The organism is Streptomyces sp. NPDC086766, assembly GCF_044746005.1.
Classification (GTDB): Bacteria; Actinomycetota; Actinomycetes; order Streptomycetales; family Streptomycetaceae; genus Streptomyces.
Genome location: NZ_JBIVBI010000001.1, coordinates 661,603 through 682,869 on the forward strand (window position 1 = coordinate 661,603; position 21,267 = coordinate 682,869).

20 protein-coding genes and 1 pseudogene are annotated in these 21,267 nt (G+C 72.9%); 11 read left to right on the forward strand and 10 right to left on the reverse strand.

Translation table 11 applies throughout. The features are described from left to right. Nucleotides 1-297 precede the first annotated feature (297 nt). From ACIPM1_RS02935 to ACIPM1_RS02945, 3 genes and pseudogenes are all read left to right on the forward strand, one after another. A complete protein-coding gene (locus ACIPM1_RS02935; protein WP_402428179.1) occupies nucleotides 298-2,127 on the forward strand; it encodes an FUSC family protein in 1,830 nt (609 codons plus the stop codon). After that, a pseudogene (locus ACIPM1_RS02940) lies at nucleotides 2,124-2,714 on the forward strand (DUF899 family protein); the annotation flags it as partial. The gene ACIPM1_RS02935 and the pseudogene ACIPM1_RS02940, both read left to right, overlap by 4 nt. Before the next feature lie 240 nt (nucleotides 2,715-2,954). Then, nucleotides 2,955-3,140 (forward strand): hypothetical protein, encoded by a 186-nt coding sequence (locus ACIPM1_RS02945; protein ID WP_356191504.1) that lies wholly within the window; start codon nucleotides 2,955-2,957, stop codon nucleotides 3,138-3,140. Nucleotides 3,141-3,157: 17 nt separating this feature from the next. Here the strand turns inward: ACIPM1_RS02945 and ACIPM1_RS02950 are convergent, their stop codons facing one another. From ACIPM1_RS02950 to ACIPM1_RS02960, 3 genes are all read right to left on the reverse strand, one after another. Then, entirely contained in the window at nucleotides 3,158-5,020 is a 1,863-nt protein-coding gene (locus ACIPM1_RS02950; protein ID WP_402428182.1) for an ABC transporter ATP-binding protein, read from the reverse strand. 248 nt (nucleotides 5,021-5,268) lie between these two features. Then, on the reverse strand, nucleotides 5,269-5,730 hold the full coding sequence (locus ACIPM1_RS02955) for a hypothetical protein (RefSeq protein WP_402428019.1): 462 nt from the start codon (nucleotides 5,728-5,730) through the stop codon (nucleotides 5,269-5,271). Beyond that, nucleotides 5,721-6,341 carry an ATP-binding protein gene (locus ACIPM1_RS02960; RefSeq protein WP_402428022.1) on the reverse strand — a complete coding sequence of 207 codons (621 nt, stop codon included), beginning with the start codon at nucleotides 6,339-6,341 and terminating at the stop codon, nucleotides 5,721-5,723. The genes ACIPM1_RS02955 and ACIPM1_RS02960 overlap by 10 nt, the downstream gene beginning before the upstream one ends. Before the next feature lie 199 nt (nucleotides 6,342-6,540). Here ACIPM1_RS02960 and ACIPM1_RS02965 point away from each other — a divergent pair, with 199 nt between their 5' ends. The 3 genes from ACIPM1_RS02965 to ACIPM1_RS02975 all read left to right on the forward strand — a co-directional run bounded on the left by ACIPM1_RS02965 (nucleotide 6,541) and on the right by ACIPM1_RS02975 (nucleotide 8,660). Then, entirely contained in the window at nucleotides 6,541-7,401 is an 861-nt protein-coding gene (locus tag ACIPM1_RS02965) for a helix-turn-helix transcriptional regulator (RefSeq protein WP_356191512.1), read from the forward strand. After that, nucleotides 7,401-7,676, forward strand: a complete 276-nt coding sequence (locus ACIPM1_RS02970) for a DUF397 domain-containing protein (protein ID WP_356191515.1) — start codon at nucleotides 7,401-7,403, stop codon at nucleotides 7,674-7,676. Before ACIPM1_RS02965 ends, ACIPM1_RS02970 begins: the two co-directional genes overlap by 1 nt. 168 nt (nucleotides 7,677-7,844) lie before the next feature. Next, nucleotides 7,845-8,660, forward strand: a complete 816-nt coding sequence (locus tag ACIPM1_RS02975) for an SAM-dependent methyltransferase (RefSeq protein WP_402428025.1) — start codon at nucleotides 7,845-7,847, stop codon at nucleotides 8,658-8,660. A 25-nt stretch (nucleotides 8,661-8,685) separates the two neighbouring features. Here ACIPM1_RS02975 and ACIPM1_RS02980 read toward each other — a convergent pair whose 3' ends face one another. Continuing rightward, nucleotides 8,686-10,173: a glutamate synthase subunit beta gene (locus ACIPM1_RS02980; protein WP_402428028.1), complete on the reverse strand. Its 1,488-nt coding sequence runs from the start codon at nucleotides 10,171-10,173 to the stop codon at nucleotides 8,686-8,688. 287 nt (nucleotides 10,174-10,460) lie between these two features. Further along, nucleotides 10,461-11,156, reverse strand: a complete 696-nt coding sequence (locus ACIPM1_RS02985; RefSeq protein WP_402428031.1) for a DUF2293 domain-containing protein — start codon at nucleotides 11,154-11,156, stop codon at nucleotides 10,461-10,463. A 125-nt stretch (nucleotides 11,157-11,281) separates the two neighbouring features. On the opposite strand from ACIPM1_RS02985, the gene ACIPM1_RS02990 reads away from it, so the two are divergent. After that, nucleotides 11,282-11,914, forward strand: a complete 633-nt coding sequence (locus ACIPM1_RS02990; RefSeq protein WP_402428034.1) for a uridine kinase — start codon at nucleotides 11,282-11,284, stop codon at nucleotides 11,912-11,914. Nucleotides 11,915-11,936: 22 nt separating this feature from the next. Here ACIPM1_RS02990 and ACIPM1_RS02995 read toward each other — a convergent pair whose 3' ends face one another. From ACIPM1_RS02995 to ACIPM1_RS03005, 3 genes are all read right to left on the reverse strand, one after another. Beyond that, entirely contained in the window at nucleotides 11,937-13,064 is a 1,128-nt protein-coding gene (locus tag ACIPM1_RS02995; RefSeq protein WP_402428037.1) for a magnesium and cobalt transport protein CorA, read from the reverse strand. 184 nt (nucleotides 13,065-13,248) lie between these two features. Beyond that, nucleotides 13,249-14,196, reverse strand: coding sequence for a carbohydrate kinase family protein (locus ACIPM1_RS03000; RefSeq protein ID WP_402428185.1), 948 nt, complete (start codon nucleotides 14,194-14,196; stop codon nucleotides 13,249-13,251). After that, nucleotides 14,181-15,086 carry a pseudouridine-5'-phosphate glycosidase gene (locus ACIPM1_RS03005; RefSeq protein ID WP_402428040.1) on the reverse strand — a complete coding sequence of 302 codons (906 nt, stop codon included), beginning with the start codon at nucleotides 15,084-15,086 and terminating at the stop codon, nucleotides 14,181-14,183. The genes ACIPM1_RS03000 and ACIPM1_RS03005 overlap by 16 nt, the downstream gene beginning before the upstream one ends. Before the next feature lie 98 nt (nucleotides 15,087-15,184). Between ACIPM1_RS03005 and ACIPM1_RS03010 the strand changes: the two genes are divergently transcribed. Next, nucleotides 15,185-15,613 (forward strand): VOC family protein, encoded by a 429-nt coding sequence (locus ACIPM1_RS03010; protein WP_402428043.1) that lies wholly within the window; start codon nucleotides 15,185-15,187, stop codon nucleotides 15,611-15,613. A gap of 31 nt (nucleotides 15,614-15,644) precedes the next feature. Here the strand turns inward: ACIPM1_RS03010 and ACIPM1_RS03015 are convergent, their stop codons facing one another. Both ACIPM1_RS03015 and ACIPM1_RS03020 read right to left on the reverse strand, forming a co-directional pair. After that, entirely contained in the window at nucleotides 15,645-16,199 is a 555-nt protein-coding gene (locus ACIPM1_RS03015) for a methylated-DNA--[protein]-cysteine S-methyltransferase (protein ID WP_402428045.1), read from the reverse strand. An 81-nt stretch (nucleotides 16,200-16,280) separates the two neighbouring features. Continuing rightward, nucleotides 16,281-17,150, reverse strand: coding sequence for a glycerophosphodiester phosphodiesterase (locus ACIPM1_RS03020; RefSeq protein WP_402428048.1), 870 nt, complete (start codon nucleotides 17,148-17,150; stop codon nucleotides 16,281-16,283). Between the two features lie 279 nt (nucleotides 17,151-17,429). On the opposite strand from ACIPM1_RS03020, the gene ACIPM1_RS03025 reads away from it, so the two are divergent. The 3 genes from ACIPM1_RS03025 (at nucleotide 17,430) to ACIPM1_RS03035 (ending at nucleotide 21,242) form a co-directional block, all read left to right on the forward strand. Next, a complete protein-coding gene (locus ACIPM1_RS03025) occupies nucleotides 17,430-18,299 on the forward strand; it encodes an MHYT domain-containing protein (protein ID WP_402428051.1) in 870 nt (289 codons plus the stop codon). Between the two features lie 40 nt (nucleotides 18,300-18,339). Next, nucleotides 18,340-20,487, forward strand: coding sequence for an excinuclease ABC subunit UvrB (gene uvrB / locus ACIPM1_RS03030; RefSeq protein ID WP_402428054.1), 2,148 nt, complete (start codon nucleotides 18,340-18,342; stop codon nucleotides 20,485-20,487). Nucleotides 20,488-20,663: 176 nt separating this feature from the next. Next, a complete protein-coding gene (locus ACIPM1_RS03035; protein ID WP_392194683.1) occupies nucleotides 20,664-21,242 on the forward strand; it encodes a TerD family protein in 579 nt (192 codons plus the stop codon). Nucleotides 21,243-21,267 lie beyond the last annotated feature (25 nt).

The window sequence follows — 21,267 nt, forward strand, 5'->3', positions numbered from 1 at the left end:
CGGCCGTTCCCTCGCCTCCAAGAACGCGATCTAGCGTGGGCACCACACCTCGCACCACCCCTCGCACCGCACAGCGCAGCCCGGTCACCGTCGCCCGAAGGCACCAGCCACGCCCTCGTCCCGACGTACAGGAGCCCCGTGACGCGCCGCACCATCCGTGCCGCCACCCGCACCCGCCGTAGTGCCGCTGTCCGTAACGCCTCGGACCCGACCGGTCCCGCGCGCCCCCACCCGCACTCCGCCCTCCTCACCCTGCCGCCCTGGCTGGCCCACGCCCTGCGCGCCCAGCGCGGGCCCGTGCCCTGGAACGCCGTCACCCGCGGCGCCCTCGCCGCCGGACCGCTGCTGCTGCTCGCCCTGCACACCGGCCACACGGCCCTCGGCGTGGTCGCCGCCCTCGCCGCCATGCTCGCCGGGATCAACGACCGGCCCGGCAGCAGGCGCGCGTCCGTCGAGCGGCTCGGGGTGCCCGCGCTCGCCGGGGCGGCCGGCCTCGTCGTCGGGACCTACGGCGGCCGCCACCTGTCCGCCGTACCGCTGACCCTGCTGCTCACCCTCCTCGCACTGGGCGCCGGGAGCGTCAGCGCGGTCGGGCCCGTCGCCTCCGGGGCGGGCACGCAACTCCTCGTCGCCGCGGCCGTCGGCGCCGGAATGCCCCTGTCCGGGCCCGGATGGCTGAGGGCGCTCGCCTTCCTCGCGGGGGCCGGGTGGCTGCTCGCCCTGCGGCTGGCGCTGCCCACGCCGGGGGCCCTCGCCGGCGACTTCCGGTTCGACGGGGAACGGGCCGCCGTGGCCGCCGTGTACGACGCGGTCGCCGGTCTCCTCGACGCCGTCGGCGGCCCCCGTGCCACCGCCCGGCGTGCCGCGCTCACCGCCGCCCTCGATCACGCGCAGGACGCCCTGACCGGACCCCGGCTGCGGCGTCACACCGGTTCCGCGGCCGAGCGGCGCCTGCACGCCCGGTACGCCGCCGCGCTGCCCCTGGCCGAGGCCGCCACCGCGCTCGCCTGGGCCGGGGACACGAGCGCCGGACGCGCCTCGGCCGGACCGCGCCGCCTGGCCGCCGCCGTCCGCGCAAGCGGCACCGCCGGTCCGCTGCCGGCCCCCGACCGGTCCGCGCCCGGCCTGCGCGCCCTCGACGACGCCCTGCTGCGCGCCGCGGAGGCGTTCGACCGCGCGGAGGGCGGGGGAGACCTGCACACCCGGCGCCGCACCGCCCGCGACCTGCTGCGCACCGCGCTCGGCGCCGCCGGACGCGAGTACGGAGCCCGGGTCGCCCTCTGTTTCGGCGTGGCCGCCGCGGTCGCCCAGGCACTGCACCAGACCCGCTGGTACGGGCCGCACGCGCACGGGTACTGGCTGCCCGCCACCGCGGTCTTCCTGGTCAAGCCCGACCTCGGGCCGCTGCTCTCCCGTGTGCTGTGCCGGGCCGCGGGGACCGTCCTCGGCGCCCTGCTCTTCGCAGCCCTCGCCGCCGTGCTGCCGCGCCCGGAGGGGCTCGTCGCGCTCGTCGCCGTCTGCGGCGCCCTCCTGCCCGTCGCCACCCGGCACTTCGCCGCGCAGACCGCCGTCGCCACCGTGCTGGTCCTCGCCCTCGTCATGGCCGGCGGAGAACCGCAGGCCTCCGTCAGCCGGATCGGCGAGACGCTGCTGGCCTGCGCGATCGTGCTGATCGTGGGCCACGTTCCGCTGCCGGGCGGGCGCGGCGGGGCGGTACGCGCCCGGCTCGCCTCGGCCACCGACGCCGCGCACTCCTACCTCGCCCACGTCCTCGGCGAGTCCGGCGACCACGCCGCCCGCTGGACACTGCGCCGCGAGGCCTACCGCACCCTCGCCGAGGCCCGCGCGGCCGTCACCCTCGCCGCCGCCGAACTCCCGGCGCCGGCCCGGCACGCCGAGGGCTCGGACGACGTCGCCGCCACCCTCGAACACCTCGTCGACACCACCACCGCCTGTGCGGTGCACCTCGACCACTCGGGCAGCCTCACCCCCCGGCACACCGAACGCCTCACCGAACTCCTCGACGTCCTGGGAAGGGCCGGCGAGCACACCGGCCCACGAGCCGGGCGCGAGCCCCGGACGCCCCCGCCGGCCGAGGCCTTGGCCCGTACCGGCCTCCGCCCGTAGAGGCCGAGCGGCGCAGGCTGCCCATGGTGGAGATGGAGGCGGAGTACACCTTCGAGGGAGGCGACGGCAAGGCCACCCTCCTGGACCTGTTCCAGGGGCGCGACCAACTCGTCGTCCACCACTTCATGTTCGCGCCGGACTGGGACACGGGCTGCCGCGGATGCGCCGCCTTCCTCGACCAAATCGGGCATCTCACCCATCTTCACGCCCGGGGAACCTCGTTCGCGGCCGTGTCCCGGGCGCCGTACACCCGGCTGTTGCCGTTCAAGGCGCGGATGGGCTGGACGCTGCTTTGGTACTCGTCCGGCGACGGCGACCTCAACCGCGACTTCGAGGTCACCGTGGAGCGCGACGGCGAGCCGCTGGAGCGGCCGGGCCTCAGCTGCTTCCTGCGGGAGCGCGACCGCGTCTTCCACACCTACTCGACGTACGGGCGCGGCCTGGACGGCCTCGGCTCCACCGCCGGCCTGCTGGATCTGACCGCGCCGGGCCGCCGGGAGGGGTGGGAGAAGCCCACGGGGCGCGCCTCGGCCCTCGGCGCGCCCGCGGGCGGCGACCGGATCCGGTTCCACGACGAGTGCGAGTAGCCGGCGCGGGCGGAAAGGCCCGATGGACGCGAAGTGAACACCGGGTGGGCCGCCGCCGGACGGACACGAGATGTGCGCAGGTCGGAGCGTTGAGTGAGCGGATGGGCCGCAAGTGTGATCTTCTTCTCACGGATGGCGTTGAACGCGTGTCAACTGCGTCTCAGTACCGTTACTTCGCGGGGTGTTCACCCCATGCTTGGCGTTTAACTCTACGAGTACAGCGCTACATGGAGGTGCAGGGTGAACGGGCGAACGGTGCTCGAACGCTTTCCCGCCGGCGGGCCGCGCGGGTCGTGGCCGGCGGAGGAGTTCGCGCATGCGCGGCGTCTGGAGGGCCTGCCCGCCGAGGTCGTGATGGATCTCGCGACGGACACCTTCCTGGTGATCGTCCGCGCGGTCGACGGAGCCGGTGACGCGACGGCGTGACGGCGTGACGGATGCGGTCAGCCCGCCTCAGGGGCGGGCACCCTCCCCGTGAACTGCTCCGCCTGAAGCGCGTACAGCTCCGCGTAGAGGCCCCCGGTGGCCAGCAGTTCGTCGGGCGTGCCGGACTCCACCAGCCGCCCCTGGTCGAGGACGTGCACCACGTCGGCGTGGCGGACGGACGCCAGCCGGTGGGTGATGAGGACGACCGTCTGACCGCTGCCGGCCAGCCCCCGGATCCGCTCGAAGACCTCCAGCTCGGCGCGGGCGTCCAGCGCCGCCGTCGGCTCGTCGACGATGAGGATGCGGCCGCGCCGGTAGGCGGCCCGGGCGATGCCGAGCCGCTGCCACTGGCCACCGGACAGTTCGTGCCCGCCGCTGAAGTTGCGCGCCAGCAGGGTGTCCAGGCCCCGGGGCAGGTCCGCGACCACCTCCTCGGCGCCCGCGTCGGCGACCGCGCCCGTCACGCGCTCGTCGGTGAGGGGCGCCGACGAGCGGCCCACCGCGACGTTCACCCTCGCCGTGAACGGCCAGCGCTTGAAGTCCTGCGCCACCATCGCGACCCGCTCGGCGAGCTGGTGCCGGTCCGCGTCCGCCGCGTCGACTCCGTCCCACAGGATCCGCCCCCGGTCCGGGGTGTAGAGACCCGCGAGCAGCTTCACCAGGGTCGTCTTGCCGGAGCCGTTCTCCCCGACGAGCGCGACGATCCGGCCCGTGGGCACGGTGAGGGTGACGTCGTCCAGGGCCGGCCGGGACGCGTCGCCGGGGTAGCGGAAGGTGACGTTCTCGAACCGGATCTCCCGCGGGTTCTCCGGCAGGGGCCGCCCGCCGACCGGGATCGCCCGCTCGGCCGCCTCGGCGTACAGACGGTGCAGATCACCCACGAAGAGGGCCTCCTCGTGCAGCGAGTTGATCTCCAGCACCAGCGTGTCCAGGCTCGCCGAGCCGGTGCGGATCGCGATCACCGCCGTACCGGCCACCGACAGCGCCATCGCCCCGCTCAGCAGCAGCCCGCCCAGGGTCGCGTACGTCGCCACGGTCGCCAGTCCCGTCCAGGCCGCCGCGAACAGGCCCGTACGGGCCGCGAGCCGCGCCAGCCGGGCCTGTTCCGCCTCCGCGGTCTCCGACATCGCCCGGTAGTGGCGCAGCAGGAACGGGCCCACGCCGTGGACGCGGATCTCCGGGGCGGCAGCCGGCTCGGTGAGCAGGCCGCTGAGCAGATGTCCCGCGCGCGCGTGCTGGACCCAGGTGTGGAAGGACTCGTAGCGGCGCCGGGCGTTCGTCAGCGCGCTCCACGCGCTCGGCAGCGTCATGGTGGCCAGCAGCGGGAGCAGCGCGGGATGCAGGACCGTGAGGACGCCGGCCGCCGCGACCAGCGAGATCATCGCGTTCACCACCCGCGTGCCGTACATGATCATCCGGCGGGCCGAGGAGGCGCCGTACTGCGCGGTGTCCAGCAGCTTGTGGAAGGCGTGGTCCTCGATCGCGGCCAGCTCCACGGCTGCCGCCCGCTCCAGGTACAGCTCGGTCGCCACCCGCTCCACCTTGGGCTCCAGCCGGCCGGTCGCGTACGTCGACGCGGCCCGCAGCAGCGCGCCCACCAGCATCACCGCCGTCATGGTGACCAGCGCGGGCACGGTGCCGCGCAGCCGGTCCTCCAGGGGGCCGGCCGCGAGCACCCGGCCGAGCACGCTGTTCACCGCGAGCAGGCTCACCGCCTGCGCGGCGCCCCGGCCGGTCTCGGCGGCCAGCACGGTCCGCGCGGCGCGCCGGTCGGCCTGCCAGGCGAGCCGGAAGCTGGACGCGAGCAGGCCCGGCAGCCGGGTCACCATGCCGCGGAGGTTCAGCTCCAGGAAGGCGTCCCGGTGCTGGTTCCAGCCCATGTCGTAGCGCAGTGGGCCGCCGAAGAGCAGCCGTTCCGACTCCGAGACCTCGGGCCCCTCCGCCTCATCCCGTCGCCCCCGCCGCTTCCTCACCGTCGACCTCCCCCGATCGTGGACGGACGGCCACTATCGCGGGGCGGGAACCCCCAGGGCAGGGCGCGCGACGCGGCAGGAGAGGCGCGCGGGCGCACACCGCGCCGGACGCGGGGGCACACGCGCGACACACGGGGCTCGGTCTTGCGTACGTCCTACGCGCTGACCGGTCGTGACCACGCCGGAGTCGCCCCGAGCGCGCGGCACACCGCCAGGTACAGGGGGATCGGCGGGGTGTACGGAACCGTGTCGTCCGACCGGTGGACGAGCCCGGGAACCCGCGGTGTGTCGTGCAGGACCGCGCCGGTGGCGTAGTGCGCCGGGGCGGGCCACCGGAGCGCGTAGTCCGAGTCGGACGGCACGATCCACCACCAGTGCGCCTCATCGGCGTAGACGCATCCGACGCGCGGCAGGCGCGGCATCACCAGCGGCCCGAACCGGGCGGGCACCGCCACCGCGTCGCAGCCCAGCGGGGCGGTCATGCCGTCGGGCACCGTCAGCCGCGGCGGGGAGGCGGACCCGCCCGGCGCGGCCGGCCGGCGCACGCCGCGCCCCAGGCGCACCAGCGTCTCCAGGCTGAGCACCCCACCGGCGCCGGAGCCGACGCTCACAGCCATGCGGCCCCCGTCCCCTCACGTGCCTGCGTGTCGTCCTCGTCGTCCGGGCCGCGCGCGGGGCCCTGCTTGGGGCGGGCGCCCCAGCCCAGGTCGTCGCGCGGCGCGCCGGCGTCGCCCGGCCGGTCCGCCCGACGCGGCAGCTCCGCCCACACCACGAGCCCCGGACCGTGCTCCTGCGTGCCCCAGGCCCGGCACAGGGCGTCGACGAGGAGCAGTCCCCTCCCGTGCTCCTCCTCCGGACCCCGCTGGGACGGGTGCGGCTCGCTCGGCGCGCACCCCTGGTCGCGCACGGCTATGCGCACCAGATCGTCGCCGTCGTGCAGCTCGCAGACGATCCGGCTGCTCGCGGTGTGCACGACGGCGTTGGTGACCAGTTCGGAGATGACCAGAGCCGCCGTGTCGCAGGTGTCCTCGCACACCGACCATCCGGTCAGCCGGGCCCGCGTCAGATGTCGGGCCCGAGCGGGGGAACCCGGGTGCGCGGCCAGCTCGAAGCGGAACCGGCGCCGGGCGACGGTGCCGTCGGGGCCCGCTCCGGTGGCGGCACCGGGGCCGGAAGGGTCCGCGGCGGCGTCTGTTCCTAAGGGCGGGGACGGAATCACGCTTGCCACTATCTCCCCGGCGTGAACACTTGGCAAGTGTCACTATGAAAAGTGCAGAGTGCTGTGTGACGCGGTGAAAGGCCGTGGCACACTGCTCGCAACAGCACGTCGAGCGGCGCCAGTTGGGATCGCCGGGGATCCGCCGGATCTTCGAGGAGATCTTCGAATGGCGCCGTAGGGCTGTCAGGAAACTTTGTGGAGGTGGAGCGTGAGCGAACCGCGGTCCGCGCCTACCGTCGGGCAGGTCGTGCTCGGCCGGCGCCTGCTGGACCTGCGGGAACGCGCGGGGCTCAAACGCGAGGAGGCGGCCCGCATCCTCCGCGTCGCCCCCGCCACGGTCCGCCGCATGGAGACGGCCGAGGTCGGCCTCAAGATCCCGTACCTCCAACTGCTGCTCAAGGCCTACGGCATCGGCGACGACGAGGCCGAGGCCTTCGTCCAGCTGGCCGAGGACGCCAACAAGCCGGGCTGGTGGCAGCGGTTCCACGACATCCTGCCGGGCTGGTTCTCCATGTACGTCAGCCTGGAGGGCGCGGCGAGCCTCATCCGTTCCTACGAACCGCACTTCGTCCCCGGACTGCTGCAGACCGAGGACTACGCGCGCGCGGTCCTCACCTCGGGCGCCGTCGGCCAGACCCAGCCCGAGGACATCGAGCGCCACGTCGCGCTGCGCATGCAGCGCCAGGAACTGCTCACCCGTCCCGACGCGCCCAGGTTCTGGGCCGTCATGGACGAGACCGCGCTGCGCCGCCCGGCCGGCGGGCCGGAGGTGATGCGTGCTCAGATCGACAAGCTGCTCGAGGCCACGAAGCTGCCCAACGTGACCCTCCAGGTCGCCCCGTTCTCCTCGGGGCCCCACCCCGGCACGTACGGGCCCTTCGTGCTGTTCCGATTCGCCATGCCCGAACTGCCGGACATGGTCTACAGCGAGTACCTGACCGGCGCCGTCTACCTGGACGCCCGCCAGGAGGTGGCGGCCCACCTCGAGGTCATGGACCGCATGGCGGCGCACGCCGCCACAGCACATCGCACGAAGGAGATCCTCCGGGGTCTCCGCAAGGAGCTGTAATGGATCGCACCCTCTCCCCCTCCGCGCCGCGGATCCGCACCGAGCGGATCTACAACGGCATGCCTGCCCGTGAACTGGGCAGCGAGGGGTGGCACAAGCCGTGGAGCGGCGGCAACGGCGGCAACTGCCTGGAGGCGATGAAGCTGGCCGACGGCCGGATAGCCGTGCGTCAGTCCACCGACCCGGACGGTCCCGCCCTCATCTACACCTCCGACGAGATGACCGCCTTCATCCAGGGCGCCAAGGCGGGGGAGGCCGACTTCCTCCTGTCCTGACCGCCGCCCGGCCACCGGGGACGCCTCTTCTCCCGTCCCTCCTCACGCCCGACCGGTCGATTCCTGTTCCGGCACCGGCTTGACCACTTCCGGTACCGACTTGACCACGTTCACCCTCCTTCCCGACTTCCACGTCAACCACCACTTCAGACACTCACGGGGTGCCGCATGACCGCGCAGGACGCCGACCGCAACGACCTCGGGATCGACACCGGCAGGCCGCATCCCGCGCGAATGTACGACTGGTATCTCGGCGGCAAGGACAACTACCCCGTCGACGAGGCCATGGGGCGCCAGATGCTCGCCCTCGATCCGCGGGTGCCGGTGATGGCCAGGGTCAACCGCGCCTTCATGCACCGGGCCACGCGCTGGCTGGCCCAGCACGGCGTACGGCAGTTCCTGGACGTCGGCACCGGCATCCCCACCGAACCGAACCTGCACCAGGTCGCCCAGCGGATCGCGCCCGACGCCCGCGTCGTCTACTGCGACAACGACCCGATCGTGCTGGCCCACGCGGCGGCCCTGCTGCGCGGCACGCCCGAGGGCGTGACCGAGTACCTCCAGGCCGACGTGCGCGATCCCGCGGCCGTCGTCGAGGGCGCCAGGAAGGTGCTGGACCTCGGCCGGCCCGTGGCCCTGTCCCTCGTCGCCCTGCTCCACTTCGTCTCCGACGAGGACGGAGCCCACGAGCTGGTGAACCGGCTGCTCGCCGAACTCCCCTCCGGCAGCTACCTGATGATGACCCACGCGACCGCCGACTTCACCCCCGAGGAGTCGGCGGCCGCCACCGAGAAGCTCAAGGCGGCCGGCGTCACCCTGGCCCTGCGCTCCCGCGCGGAGTTCGCCCGCTTCTTCGACGGGCTGGAACTGGTCGAACCCGGCGTCGAGGTGGTCCACCGCTGGCACCCGGAACTGGGGGACCCGGTCCCGGGCCAGGACGACGGCGTCATCCCGGGCTACGGGGCGGTGGCACGCAAGCCCTGATCCGGGCAGGCGGGCGGCGCTTCGTCTAGACGGCCATCGGCCGGTCGTAGGGCCCGATCGGCGCCGGCAGCCGCGAACTGCCCGTCAGATAACGGTCGACGGCCGCCGCCACCGCCCGTCCCTCCGCGATCGCCCACACGATCAGCGACTGCCCGCGCGCCGCGTCCCCCGCCGCGAACACCCCGGAAACGTTCGTCGCGAAGTCGGACCCGCGGGCGATCGTCCCCCGAGGCATCAGCTCCAGCCCCAACTGATCGACGAGCCCGTCCTCCCGGTCGGGCCCGGAGAAGCCGAGCGCGAGCAGCACGAGGTCGGCCGGCAGCGTCCGCCCGGTGTCCGGCACCGGCTGCCGGGCGGCGTCCACCTCGACCAGGTGCAGCGACCGCACATGCCCGTCCGCGTCACCGGTGAAGCGGAGCGTCGACGCCGCGAACAACCGCGCGTCCGCATCCGCGGCCGGCGCCGTCCGCAGATCCCGAGCCTCCTCGTGCGCGGCCGACAGCCGGTAGATCTTCGGATACGTCGGCCACGGCTCGACGTCCTCGTCCCGCTCCCCGCCCGGCTGCGCGTAGATGTCCAGCTGGGTCACGGACGCGGCCCGCTCCCGCACCGCCGTGCCGAGGCAGTCCGCCCCGGTGTCACCGCCGCCCACGATGACGACATGGCTGCCCGCGGCGCACAACGGCGACCTCTCCAGATCCCCCTCGCACACCCGGTTGGCCAGCGGCAGATACTCCATCGCCTGATGTATCCCGGCCAACTCCCGCCCCGGTACGTCCAGTTCCCGCCACGCCGTGGCACCCGTGGCGATCACCACGGCGTCGTAGCGCCCCCGCAACTCGGCGGCCCCGACGTCCCGCCCGACCGCCGTCGACGTACGGAACCTCGTCCCCTCGGCCCGCATCTGCTCCACCCGCCGCTCCAGATGGTGCTTCTCCATCTTGAACTCGGGGATGCCGTACCGCATCAGCCCGCCGATCCGGTCGTCCTTCTCGTACACGGCGACGGTGTGCCCCGCACGGGTCAGTTGCTGGGCCGCGGCGAGCCCGGTCGGGCCCGACCCGATCACCGCGACCGTCCAACCGGACAGCCGCTCCGGCGGCCGCGGCCGGACGAACCCGTCCTCCCACGCCCGGTCGGCGATGGCGCACTCGACGTTCTTGATGGTCACCGCCGGCTGGTTGATGGCGAGCACGCACCCCGCCTCGCACGGCGCCGGACACAACCGGCCGGTGTACTCGGGAAAGTTGTTCGTCGCGTGCAGCCGGTCGCTCGCCGCCCGCCAGTCCTCGCGCGAGACGAGGTCGTTCCACTCCGGGATCAGATTGCCCAGCGGGCAGGCCTCGTGGCAGAACGGGATGCCGCAGTCCATGCAGCGGTCCGCCTGCTTGCTGATGATCGGCAGCAGCGCGCCCGGAACATAGACCTCGTCCCAGTCCCGGGTCCGCTCCTCCACCGGCCTGCGCGGCCACTCCTGGCGGGGCGTGCTCATGAAACCCTTGGGATCGGCCATGGCCGTCCCCCTTGCGTACGCGGACGACGCGCCGTGCGACTTCGGGCGGCACTCTTTCGGCCACGATACGTCCCCCCGGCCCGCATCGCAGAGGGGTGACAGCGCTTTCTCACAGGTGAGCGGCGGTGCGGGAGAGAGCTGTGCGCGGTGTGAGAGGGGGAGGGGGTGGAGCGGGAGAGGGGACGTGGGAGGGCGTGCGGTTGGTTCGGGGCCCGGCCGTCCTTCCGCTCCCGGTGCCGCTCTTGTCTCCCCCTCCCCCTGGCCCCCGCCCCCCACCCGCCCCCGCCTCAGCCGACCCCCGCCTCCGGCTCCCGCCACGCCCGCAGTACCGACTCCACCCCGGCCGCGATCCGCCGCCGCGCCTCGTGCCGCGCCACCCCTCCCATCAGCAGCCCGTCGTACGGCGTGTCCAGATGCCGTACGGACGCCACGACCGCCGAGATCACCGCACCCTCGGACAGCGCCCGCCCCGCCGCGCTGCGCCCGACCCGCCCGCTGCCGCGCAGCGAGGCGTGCTCGGCGATGCTCCGGGCCCGGTCGGCCGGGCAGCCGGGGAACAGCCGCCTGATCTCCGCCGCGAACGCGTCCGCGAACCTCACGTCCTCCGCCGCCCGCCGCCGTGCGTCCCGCGCCCGCCGTCGGCGGCGGGCCTCCGCGTCGGCCAGGCACCGTGCCTCGGCCCGGGCGAGTCCCGCCTCCTCGACGAGCACACCCTGCCGCTCGTAGCGCCCCTTGCGCCGGTTGAACCGGACCACCACCGCCGACAGCGCGCTCTCCTCCCGCGACCTGCGGGTGAGCGCGGTGTCGCCGCGCGGCAGGAACACCAGGTGCCCGAGGTCGGCGCAGTCCAGACAGCGGGGCGCACCCTCCTCGATCACCAGCAGCGACAGTGGCCCCCGGCGGCACTCGGCGCAGTGCTTGCGTCTGAGGGGCTGCACGACGAGGAGCCCGGAGCGGGCCAGAGGGGGCGGGGGAGCCGTCATGGCTGCTTCATTCCCGCCCACGGCCCCGGACCCACGCCGCCCCGCCCGGCCGAGCCCCCACGACCAGGTGAGCGCGGCCGTCCCGGCAGGCGTGGCGTCGGTGGGCGCGCGGCATCATGGGCCGTGTGCGACTCGAAGCGATCACCTGGGAACGGCTCGGCGATCTCCTGGCCGAGCGTCTGCTCGACCTGAAGCCGGCCGACGGCAGCCCGTGGCCGCGTGTCGCCGTCGACGGCGCGCCCGCCGCCCGCACGGGCGACCTGGCCGAGCGTGTCCGCGAAGCCCTCCGCCTCCGGGGCCGCTCCTCCCTCGTCGTGGCCGCCGGGGGTTTCCTGCGCCCCGCCTCCCTCCGCCTCGAATACGGCCACCGCGACGCGGAGTCCTACTACAGCGGCTGGTTCGACACCGGTGCCCTGTGGCGGGAAGTCTTCGGCCCGCTCGATCCCGGGGGCGACGGCCGTGTCCTGCCCGACCTGTGGGACCCGGTCGCCGACCGTGCCACCCGCAGTTCCTACGTCCACCTCCCGCCCGGCGGCGTGCTGTTGCTGCACGGCCCCTTTCTCCTGCGCCACTGGTTCCCCTTCGACCTCACCGTCCACGTCTCCCTCTCCCCGGGCGCCCTGCGCCGCCGTACGCCGGAGCCGGAGCAGTGGACGCTGCCCGCCTTCGAGCGCTACGAGGCCGAGACCGACCCTGCCGGTACGGCCGACGTCCTGGTGCGTGCCGACGACCCGCGCCATCCGGCCTGGAGCGGCTGAGGCTTCGGCAGGCGCCAGGCGGTCAGAGCCAGCCGTTGCGCCGGAAGCCGCGGTACAGCACCAGGCAGGCGACGGATATGACGCCGATGACGAGCGGATAGCCGAACCGCCAGTGCAGCTCCGGCATGTGGTCGAAGTTCATGCCGTAGACCCCGCAGACCATCGTCGGCACGGCGATCACCGCGGCCCAGGCCGTGATCTTCCGCATGTCCTCGTTCTGCGCGACCGTCACCTGAGCGAGGTGCGCCTGCAGGATCGAGTTGAGCAACTCGTCGAAGGAGGCGATCTGCTCCTTCGCCCGCATCAGGTGGTCGAGGACGTCCCGGAAGTACGCCTGTATCTCCAGGTCGACCACTCGTATCGGCCGGGTGGCCAGGTCCTCCACCGGGCGGGTGAGCGGGACCACCGCGCGCTTCAGCTCCAGCAGTTCACGCTTGAGCTGGTAGATCCGCCCGGGATCGACCCGGGCGCCGTTCTCCGCGAAGACGTCGGTCTCGACCTGGTCGATGTCCGCCTGGACCGAGTCGGTGACGGAGAGGTAGTCGTCGACCACGTGGTCCGCGATCGCGTGCAGCACCGCCGCCGGCCCCTTGGCGAGCTGCTGCGGCTCGGACTCCAGCTCCTCGCGCAGGGGGCCGAGCGAGCCGTGCCGGCCGTGCCGCACGGTGATCACGAAGTCCTGGCCGACGAACAGCATGATCTCGCCGGTGTCCACCACCTCGCTGGTCGCCGTCAGCTCCTCGTGCTCGACGTAGCAGACCGTCTTGAACACCGCGAACAGCATCTCGCCGTACCGCTCCAGCTTCGGGCGCTGGTGCGCCTCGACCGCGTCCTCGACAGCCAGCGGGTGCAGGTCGAAGAGTTCGGCGATGCCCGCGAACTCCTGGTCCGTCGGCTCGTGGAGCCCGAGCCACACGAAACCGTCACCGGCCTTGCGGACCCGCGCCACGGCCTCCACCACGTCGCCGGCCTCCGGAACGCGGGAGCCGTCCCGGTACATCACGCAGTTCACCACCGAGGAACCCAGCGGTGACCGGGCGGGGTGGCTCAGGTCGACCCGGAGGCGTCGCCGGGCGAGCCGTGCCACTCCGCGGAGGCCACCGACCTTGCCGAGGCCTGTGACCTTCCGCAGGTTCCCTGCCATGGACATCTGGATCTCCTCGTGTGGATCTCCTCGCGTCGCGCTGGTCGCGCCTTGGCCCGTCAGTCTGCCAGGCCGCCGGGAGCGGCGAGCAAGCCTGTGGAAAGGGGAGATTCCGCTTTGTTCCCGCCTGTGGACGGAGACGGCTCGGCCTTCGGCGCGCTCCCCGTTCCCCGCTCCCCGGCTGCCGGTGTCATCCCGCAGTCGGCGGCCTCCCTCCCACGCGCGCCACCGCCCGGGCACCCGCCCTGCACCCCTCCGCCGCCGCGGCCTCCGGCCCGGCGCCCGTGAGCAGCGTGGCGAGGAACGCTCCGGTGAAGGCGTCGCCGGCGCCCGTGGTGTCGTGCGGGGTCGCGGGCACGGCGGGGACCCGGGCGCACACGGCCCCCGCGCGGGCCACGACGGCTCCGTCGGCGCCCTGTTTGGCGACCACCAGCGGGACACGGCGGCTCAGTTCGGCCGCCGCCTCGGCCGGATCGGGCACACCCGTCAGCAGACACGCCTCGTCCCGGCTGGGCAGCAGCACGTCGACCTCTCCGGCCAGCGCCAGGAACCGCTCCACGCCCAGACCGGCGAGGAAACCGGCCGACGCCGGGTCCAGGCTCACCGGCACCCCGCGCGCCCGGGCCGACGCGACGAGCAGCGGCACCAGCGCCCGGCCCGGCTCGGAGAACAGCAGGTAGCCCGACAGATGGAGCCGCGCGACCCCGTCCAGCCAGGTGTCCGACCAGTCCGCCGCCGCCAGCCGCAGGGACGCTCCGCTGTCGGTGAGGAACGTGCGCTCCGCCGCGGCCCTCGCGTCGACGAGGCAGATCACCGTGCCGGTCGGCGCCTCCGGATCGACCAGGAGCCGGGGACGCACCCCCGAGGCGATCAGCTCCCGCTCGTGCCAGGCGGCCGCGTCCGCGCCCACCCGCCCGACCAGCCGGACGTCCCGGCACCCCCAGTGGGCCGCCCAGCAGGCCACGTTGGCGCCCGCGCCGCCCGGCACCATCCGGATCGCCGCGGCCGTGTCGGTACCGGAAGCCAGCGGCCCCCGGTAGCGCGCGATGACGTCGGTGACGACGTCCCCGACGACCAGCAGTGCTCCTCCGTCAGCGCGCGCCGTGTCCCTCGGGCCCGCCGTCACACCCTGGTCCAGGCCGCCGCGATCCGCGCGGCCAGCCGTACGTTGCCGCGCACGGCCGCCAGGTTGGCGCGCAGCGAGGCGCCGTCCGTGTGCCGCACCAGGTAGTCGAGCAGGAACGGTGTCACCGCCTGCCCGGTGATGCCCTCCTCCCCGCACGCGCGCAGCGCGTCGGCGAGCACGCGCGCGTGCAGCCCCGGATCGAGCTGCTCGTCCTCCGGCACGGGATGGGCGACGATCAGCGCCGAATCCGGCCCACCGAGCGTGTCCTGCGCCCGGATGACCTCGGCCACCTCCTCGGGCGTCCGCAGCGTCCAGTCCACGGGATGTCCCGAGTCGGAGAGGTAGAAGCCGGGGAAGCGTTCCGTGCCGTACCCGGCGACGGCGACCCCCAGCGTCTCCAGCCGCTGAAGCGTCGCCGGCACGTCCAGGATCGACTTCACCCCGGCGCACACGACGGCGATCCGGGTGCGGGCCAGCAGGCCCAGGTCGGCGGACTCGTCCTGCGTGACCGTCCACTCCCGGTGCACACCACCGAGTCCACCCGTGGCGAACACGCGGACGCCCGCCAGGGCCGCGAGCATCGCGGTCGCCGACACCGTGGTCGCCCCGCTCGCCCGAGCCGCCACGGCGAGCGGCAGGTCCCGGTGACCCAGCTTGCGGATCCCCTCCTCGTTCGCGACCCGCTCCAACTGCTCCTTGTTCAGCCCGACGTGCGGCTGACCGTCCAGCACCGCGATCGTCGCGGGAACGGCGCCCTCCAGCCGCACCACCTGCTCGAGTTCCCGCGCCACCTGGAGATTGCGGGGGCGCGGCAGCCCATGAGCGATGATCGTGGACTCCAGGGCCACCACCGGGCGGCGCGCGGCGAGCGCCTCCCGCACCTCTTCGGACACCACCAGCACGCGCCTGCCTCCCGTCTGTCGGTCTTCCCTCATCCCTGGCGGGCGCCGCGCCCGGTCAAACCCTTGCGGCCGGGGACGCCCGACACCAGCCTGGTGGCATGACCGACAACACGACACGTCTCGACCACGTCGTCCTCTGGGTCCGCGACCCCGCCGCCGCGGCCGGCTTCTACGAAAGAGCGGTCGGCCTGGAGCCGCTGAGGCTCGCCGAGTTCGCGGAGGGCACGGTGTCCTTCCCCTCGGTGCGCGTCAACGACGAGACGATCCTCGATCTCGCACCGCTGGGCCTGGCACCGCGGATGGACGTGCTGCCCGGCGCGTCCGGCAGCGCCGGTCATCCCGTCAACCACGTCTGCCTGTCCCTCCCGGCCGCCGGCTTCGACGTGCTGCGCGCCCGCCTCCAGGAGCACGCCGTCCCCGTCTCGAAGCTCTCCTACGACTCCTACGGCGCCCGGGGAGAGGCCCGGCGCAGCTTCTACTTCCGCGACCTGGACGGCAACATCCTCGAGGCCCGGCACTACGACTGAACCCGCGGGTCCCCGGGGGACGGGGCCCGGCTCAGAACAGCGGCTCGGGGAGCACGCCCTCCAGCGCGAGCAGCCTGCGCTTGGTCTCCAGGCCGCCGCCGAATCCGCCGATGCCCCCGTCGCTCTCGACGACCCGGTGGCACGGCACCACGACCGGCAGCGGATTGGCCCCCATCGCCATGCCCACCGCCTGGGCGGCGCCGGGCTGTCCTACCCGGCCGGCCAGATCGCCGTACCCGACGACCGTGCCGAACGGGACGTCGGAGGCCAGGACGCGCAGCACCTGACGGTTGAAGCCCGTGACGAGGGACCAGTCCAGCGGCAGTTCGAAGTCGTGCCGCTCACCCGCGAAGTACGCCTCCACCTGGCGTATCGCCTCCGCGAGCAGCGGGGAGCCGGGCGCCTCGACGGGCTCGGTGCCCAGCCGGGACGCCAGCCCGGCGAGGGCCTCGTCGCGCACCGCGTCGCCGGCGTGGAACACGACGGTGACCAGGCCCTCGCCGGTCGCCGCCAGCAGCAGGGGTCCGATACCGGTGCCGACGACGGCCCACACGACCTGCTGCTCGTACTGCCCGTGGCTGTCCATGCGACCACCGTACGGCCGGCCACTGACAACGCCCGGGCCCGCGGCCGCCCCGGACGGACGGGCGGGCCCCGGCGGTCCGGCTCAGGGCCGGTTCAGCGCGTCACGCACCACGTCCGGCTTGTCGGTGATGATCCCGTCGACCCCGTAACCGGCCACCGTCCGGGCACGGGTCGCGTCGTCGACGGTCCAGGCGAAGACCCGCAGCCGCCTGCCGTGCGGCCCCGTGAACGCGTGGACGGCCGTGACGTAACCGGCGGAGAGCGTGCCGTGAGAGGGGTTGATCAGGTCCGCGAAGCCCGCGTACCGGGGCAGGTCCCCCGGCTCCGGCCGGCCGAGGAAGCCGGTGGTGACGCCCGGCTTCAGGTCGTGCACGATCCGCAGACTGCCGGCGCTGAAGCTCTGCACGATGAGCCGCCCGTCCAGGTGCCGGCGGTCCAGCCAGCCCTCGTTGCCGAGGAGCTTGAGGATCTGCCGCTCGATGCCCGGATACAGTTCCGGGTTCTTGATCTCCAGGAGCAGCCTCTGGTGGTTGCGCTCCACCCGGCGCATGTACTGCGCGAGGGTCGGCACGCGGGTGCGCGCGTACGCGCGGCCGAACCAGCTCCCCGCGTCCAGGCGTGCGATCTCGGCGGCGGTGAAGTCCTTCACCTTCCACGGCGCACGGCCCGGGAAGACCTGCTCGACGTCGGTGGTCCGCCGCAGGCTGTCGTCGTGGACGACGACGAGGACGCCGTCCTTGGTGCGCTGCACGTCGTTCTCGACCCAGGGGATGCCGAGCGCGGCTGCCCTGTCGACGGCGGGCAGGGTGTTCTCGGGTGCGTAGGCGGAGGCGCCCCGGTGGGCGACGACCTGAGGTCGGGTGTGGGCCGCGGCGGCCCGGGCGGAGGTGGGGGACAGCAGCGTGGCCCCCAGAATCGCGGTGATGGTGGCGGCAACTGCACGCGCGCGCATGCGGTCTCCTCGCGTCGGCCGATTACTGACAGCATCAGACTGACAGCAGAGCGTCAACGTCGAGGGGGTGCAGGATGGCCACGGATTGAATGGAGTTGCCCAACTCCGCTCACCGGTGCCGCACAACTGCGGCAAGGCCGTGTTTCTTTGCCGGAAAATCGTTCGACCATTCCGGTGGGGGTCATACTCTCTGCGTCAACCCTGGCCGCCCCGGCGGCACTGGGACGAGGGAACGCATCAGGGCATTCCGGGACGCAAGAGGGTGAAGGGCAGCCGCGCATGCACGGCACGGTCGACGGATTCAGCTACGGGCTCGTCACCCCGCTGGTGGCCTTTCTCATGGCCTGCCTCGGTGGGGCGCTCGGCCTGCGCTGCACCACCCGTGCCCTCCTCGTCGCCCACTCCTGGCGCCCCGGCTGGCTCGCCCTCGCCTCGGCCGCGATCGGCTCCGGCATATGGACCTGCCACTTCGTCGCGATGATGGGGTTCACGGTCCGGGAGGCGCCGATCCACTACAACAAGCCGATGACGTACGCGAGCCTGGCCGTCGCCATCCTCATGGTGGGCGTCGGCGTCTTCATGGTCGGCTACCGGGGAGCGACCGGCTCCGCCCTGTTCACCGGCGGCACGATCACCGGGTTGGGCGTCGCCTCCATGCACTACATGGGCATGGCCGGGATGCGTCTGGACGGCACGTTCGTGTACAACACGTTCACCGTCACCGCCTCCGTCGTCATAGCCGTCGTCGCCGCGACCGCCGCCCTCTGGGCGGCCGGACGGGTCCGAGGGGTCCTGTGGAGCGTGGGCGCGAGCCTCGTCATGGGGCTCGCCGTCTGCGGCATGCACTACATGGGCATGGCCGCCCTCAGCGTGCACCTGCACACCGTGGACGGCGCGTCCACGGCCGGGGACTCGCCGGCGGCGCTGCTCGCACCCATGCTGGTCGGCCCGCTCGCCTTCCTGCTGCTCGCCGGGGTCGTCGTCCTGTTCGACCCGCTCGTGGTCACGGGTTCGCCCGACTGGACCCCCGTCGAGCACAAGCCCGGCATCCCGGCCCGCGAACTCCTGCCGCAGCCGGACCGGCACACCGCGGCCCGCATCCGCCGGAGCCCGGTTCACCGAGGCTCCCGCACCCCGCAGAACCGCTGATCCGAGCCCGTTGTCAGTGGGGGGTCGTACGGTTGATGACATGCGGCCCGTTTCCCAGATCGAACGCACGGTGGCGCCCTTCGAGGTCGTCAGCCCCTATCAGCCCGGCGGCGACCAGCCGCAGGCGATCGCCGAGCTCGCCCGGCGCATCGAGGCAGGAGAGAAGGACGTCGTCCTGCTCGGCGCCACCGGCACCGGCAAGTCCGCCACCACCGCGTGGATGATCGAGAAGCTCCAGCGCCCCACGCTCGTGATGGCACCGAACAAGACCCTGGCCGCCCAGCTGGCGAACGAGTTCCGCGAGCTGCTCCCCAACAACGCCGTCGAATACTTCGTCTCGTACTACGACTACTACCAGCCCGAGGCGTACGTCCCGCAGTCCGACACCTACATCGAGAAGGACTCCTCGATCAACGAGGAGGTCGAGCGCCTGCGGCACTCCGCGACCAACTCGCTGCTCACCCGGCGAGACGTCGTCGTGGTCGCCTCCGTCTCCTGCATCTACGGCCTCGGCACCCCGCAGGAGTACGTCGACCGCATGGTCCCCCTCAGAGTCGGCGACGAGATCGACCGGGACCAGCTGCTGCGCCGCTTCGTGGACATCCAGTACACGCGCAACGACATGGCCTTCACCCGCGGCACCTTCCGGGTGCGCGGCGACACCATCGAGATCTTCCCGGTCTACGAGGAGCTGGCCGTCCGCATCGAGATGTTCGGCGACGAGATCGAGGCGCTGTCCACCCTGCATCCGCTCACCGGCGAGATCATCAGCGACGACCAGCAGCTCTACGTCTTCCCGGCCTCGCACTACATCGCCGGACCCGAGCGCATGGAGCGGGCCGTCAACGGCATCGAGAAGGAGCTGGGGGAGCGCCTGACCGAGCTGGAGAAGCAGGGCAAGCTCCTGGAGGCCCAGCGCCTGCGGATGCGCACGACCTACGACATCGAGATGCTCCGCCAGATCGGCACCTGCTCCGGCGTGGAGAACTACTCGATGCATTTCGACGACCGCGCGCCCGGCAGCCCGCCGAACACCCTGCTCGACTACTTCCCCGACGACTTCCTGCTCGTCATCGACGAGTCCCACGTCACCGTGCCCCAGATCGGCGCGATGTACGAGGGCGACGCCTCCCGCAAGCGCACCCTCGTCGATCACGGCTTCCGGCTCCCCTCCGCCCTGGACAACCGGCCGCTGAAGTGGGAGGAGTTCCAGGAGCGCATCGGGCAGACGGTGTACCTCTCGGCGACCCCCGGGCAGTACGAGCTGTCGCGTTCGGACGGTCAGGTCGAGCAGATCATCCGCCCCACCGGCCTCGTCGACCCCGAGGTCGTGGTCAAGCCCACCGAGGGCCAGATCGACGACCTGGTGCACGAGATCCGTGTCCGTGTGGAGAAGGACGAGCGCGTCCTGGTCACCACGCTCACCAAGAAGATGGCCGAGGACCTCACGGACTACTTCCTGGAGCTCGGCATCCAGGTGCGCTACCTGCACAGCGACGTCGACACCCTGCGCCGTGTCGAACTGCTGCGGGAGCTGCGCTCGGGCGAGTTCGACGTCCTGGTCGGCATCAACCTGCTGCGCGAGGGCCTCGACCTGCCCGAGGTGTCCCTGGTGGCGATCCTCGACGCGGACAAGGAGGGCTTCCTGCGCTCCGGGACCTCGCTCATCCAGACCATCGGCCGCGCGGCGCGCAACGTCTCCGGTCAGGTCCACATGTACGCCGACAAGATCACCCCGGCGATGGAGAAGGCCATCGACGAGACCAACCGCCGCCGGGAGAAGCAGGTCGCCTACAACAAGGCGCGCGGCATCGACCCGCAGCCGCTGCGCAAGAAGATCAACGACATCGTCGCCCAGATCGCCCGCGAGGAGATCGACACCGAGCAGCTGCTCGGCTCCGGCTACCGCCAGGCCAAGGACGGCAAGGGCACCAAGACCCCCGTGCCGGCCCTCGGCGACAAGGCGGCCAAGGGCGCGAAGACCGCCAAGACCGCCAAGGGCAAGGTCAAGGAGACGGTCCCGACCGACCGTCCCGCGGCCCAGCTCGCCGAGCAGATCGAGGAGATGACGGAGCGGATGCGGGCCGCGGCGGCCGACCTCCAGTTCGAGGTGGCGGCCCGGCTGCGCGACGAGGTCGCGGAGATGAAGAAGGAACTGCGCCAGATGCGGGAAGCGGGCCTGGCCTGACCTTCGTTCGCGGGACCCGGTCCGGTGGAGCCGGTCCGGGCCCCTCGTATGCACTGTGTTGCAAGACCGCCACAATCCGCGGACCGGTGTGCGGCGTTGTCAGCGCCTCTGCGTAGGGTTCGGATCAACCGCGGACACCGCGGCAACAGGGGAGTAGTCCGAGAGGGGAAGCAGCCGTGACCGTGAACTTGACCAAGGGTCAGGCCATCAGTCTGCAGAAGAACGACGGGGGCAGCCTGGCCGCGGTCCGTATGGGTCTCGGCTGGCAGGCGGCACCGCGCCGCGGTCTGTTCGGTTCGCGTACGCGCGAGATCGACCTCGACGCCTCGGCCGTGCTGTTCGCCGACAAGCAGCCGGTCGACGTGGTGTTCTTCCGTCACCTGGTGAGCGACGACGGCTCGGTGCGCCACACGGGCGACAACCTCGTCGGCGGCGCGGGCCAGGGCGGCGACGACGAGGCCATCCTCGTCGACCTGCAGCGCGTCCCGGTCCACATCGACCGGATCGTCTTCACCGTCAACTCCTTCACCGGCCAGACCTTCCAGGAGGTGCAGAACGCCTTCTGCCGGCTGGTCGACGAGAGCAACGGCCAGGAGCTCGCCCGCTACACCCTCGCCGGCGGCGGCGACTACACCGCCCAGATCATGGCGATGGTGCACCGCTCGGGCGCGGGCTGGACGATGACGGCCCTCGGTGTCCCCGCCAACGGCCGCACCTTCCAGGACCTCATGCCGGCCATCCTGCCGCACCTGTAGGGCGACGCTCCGGCGGGCGGCACAC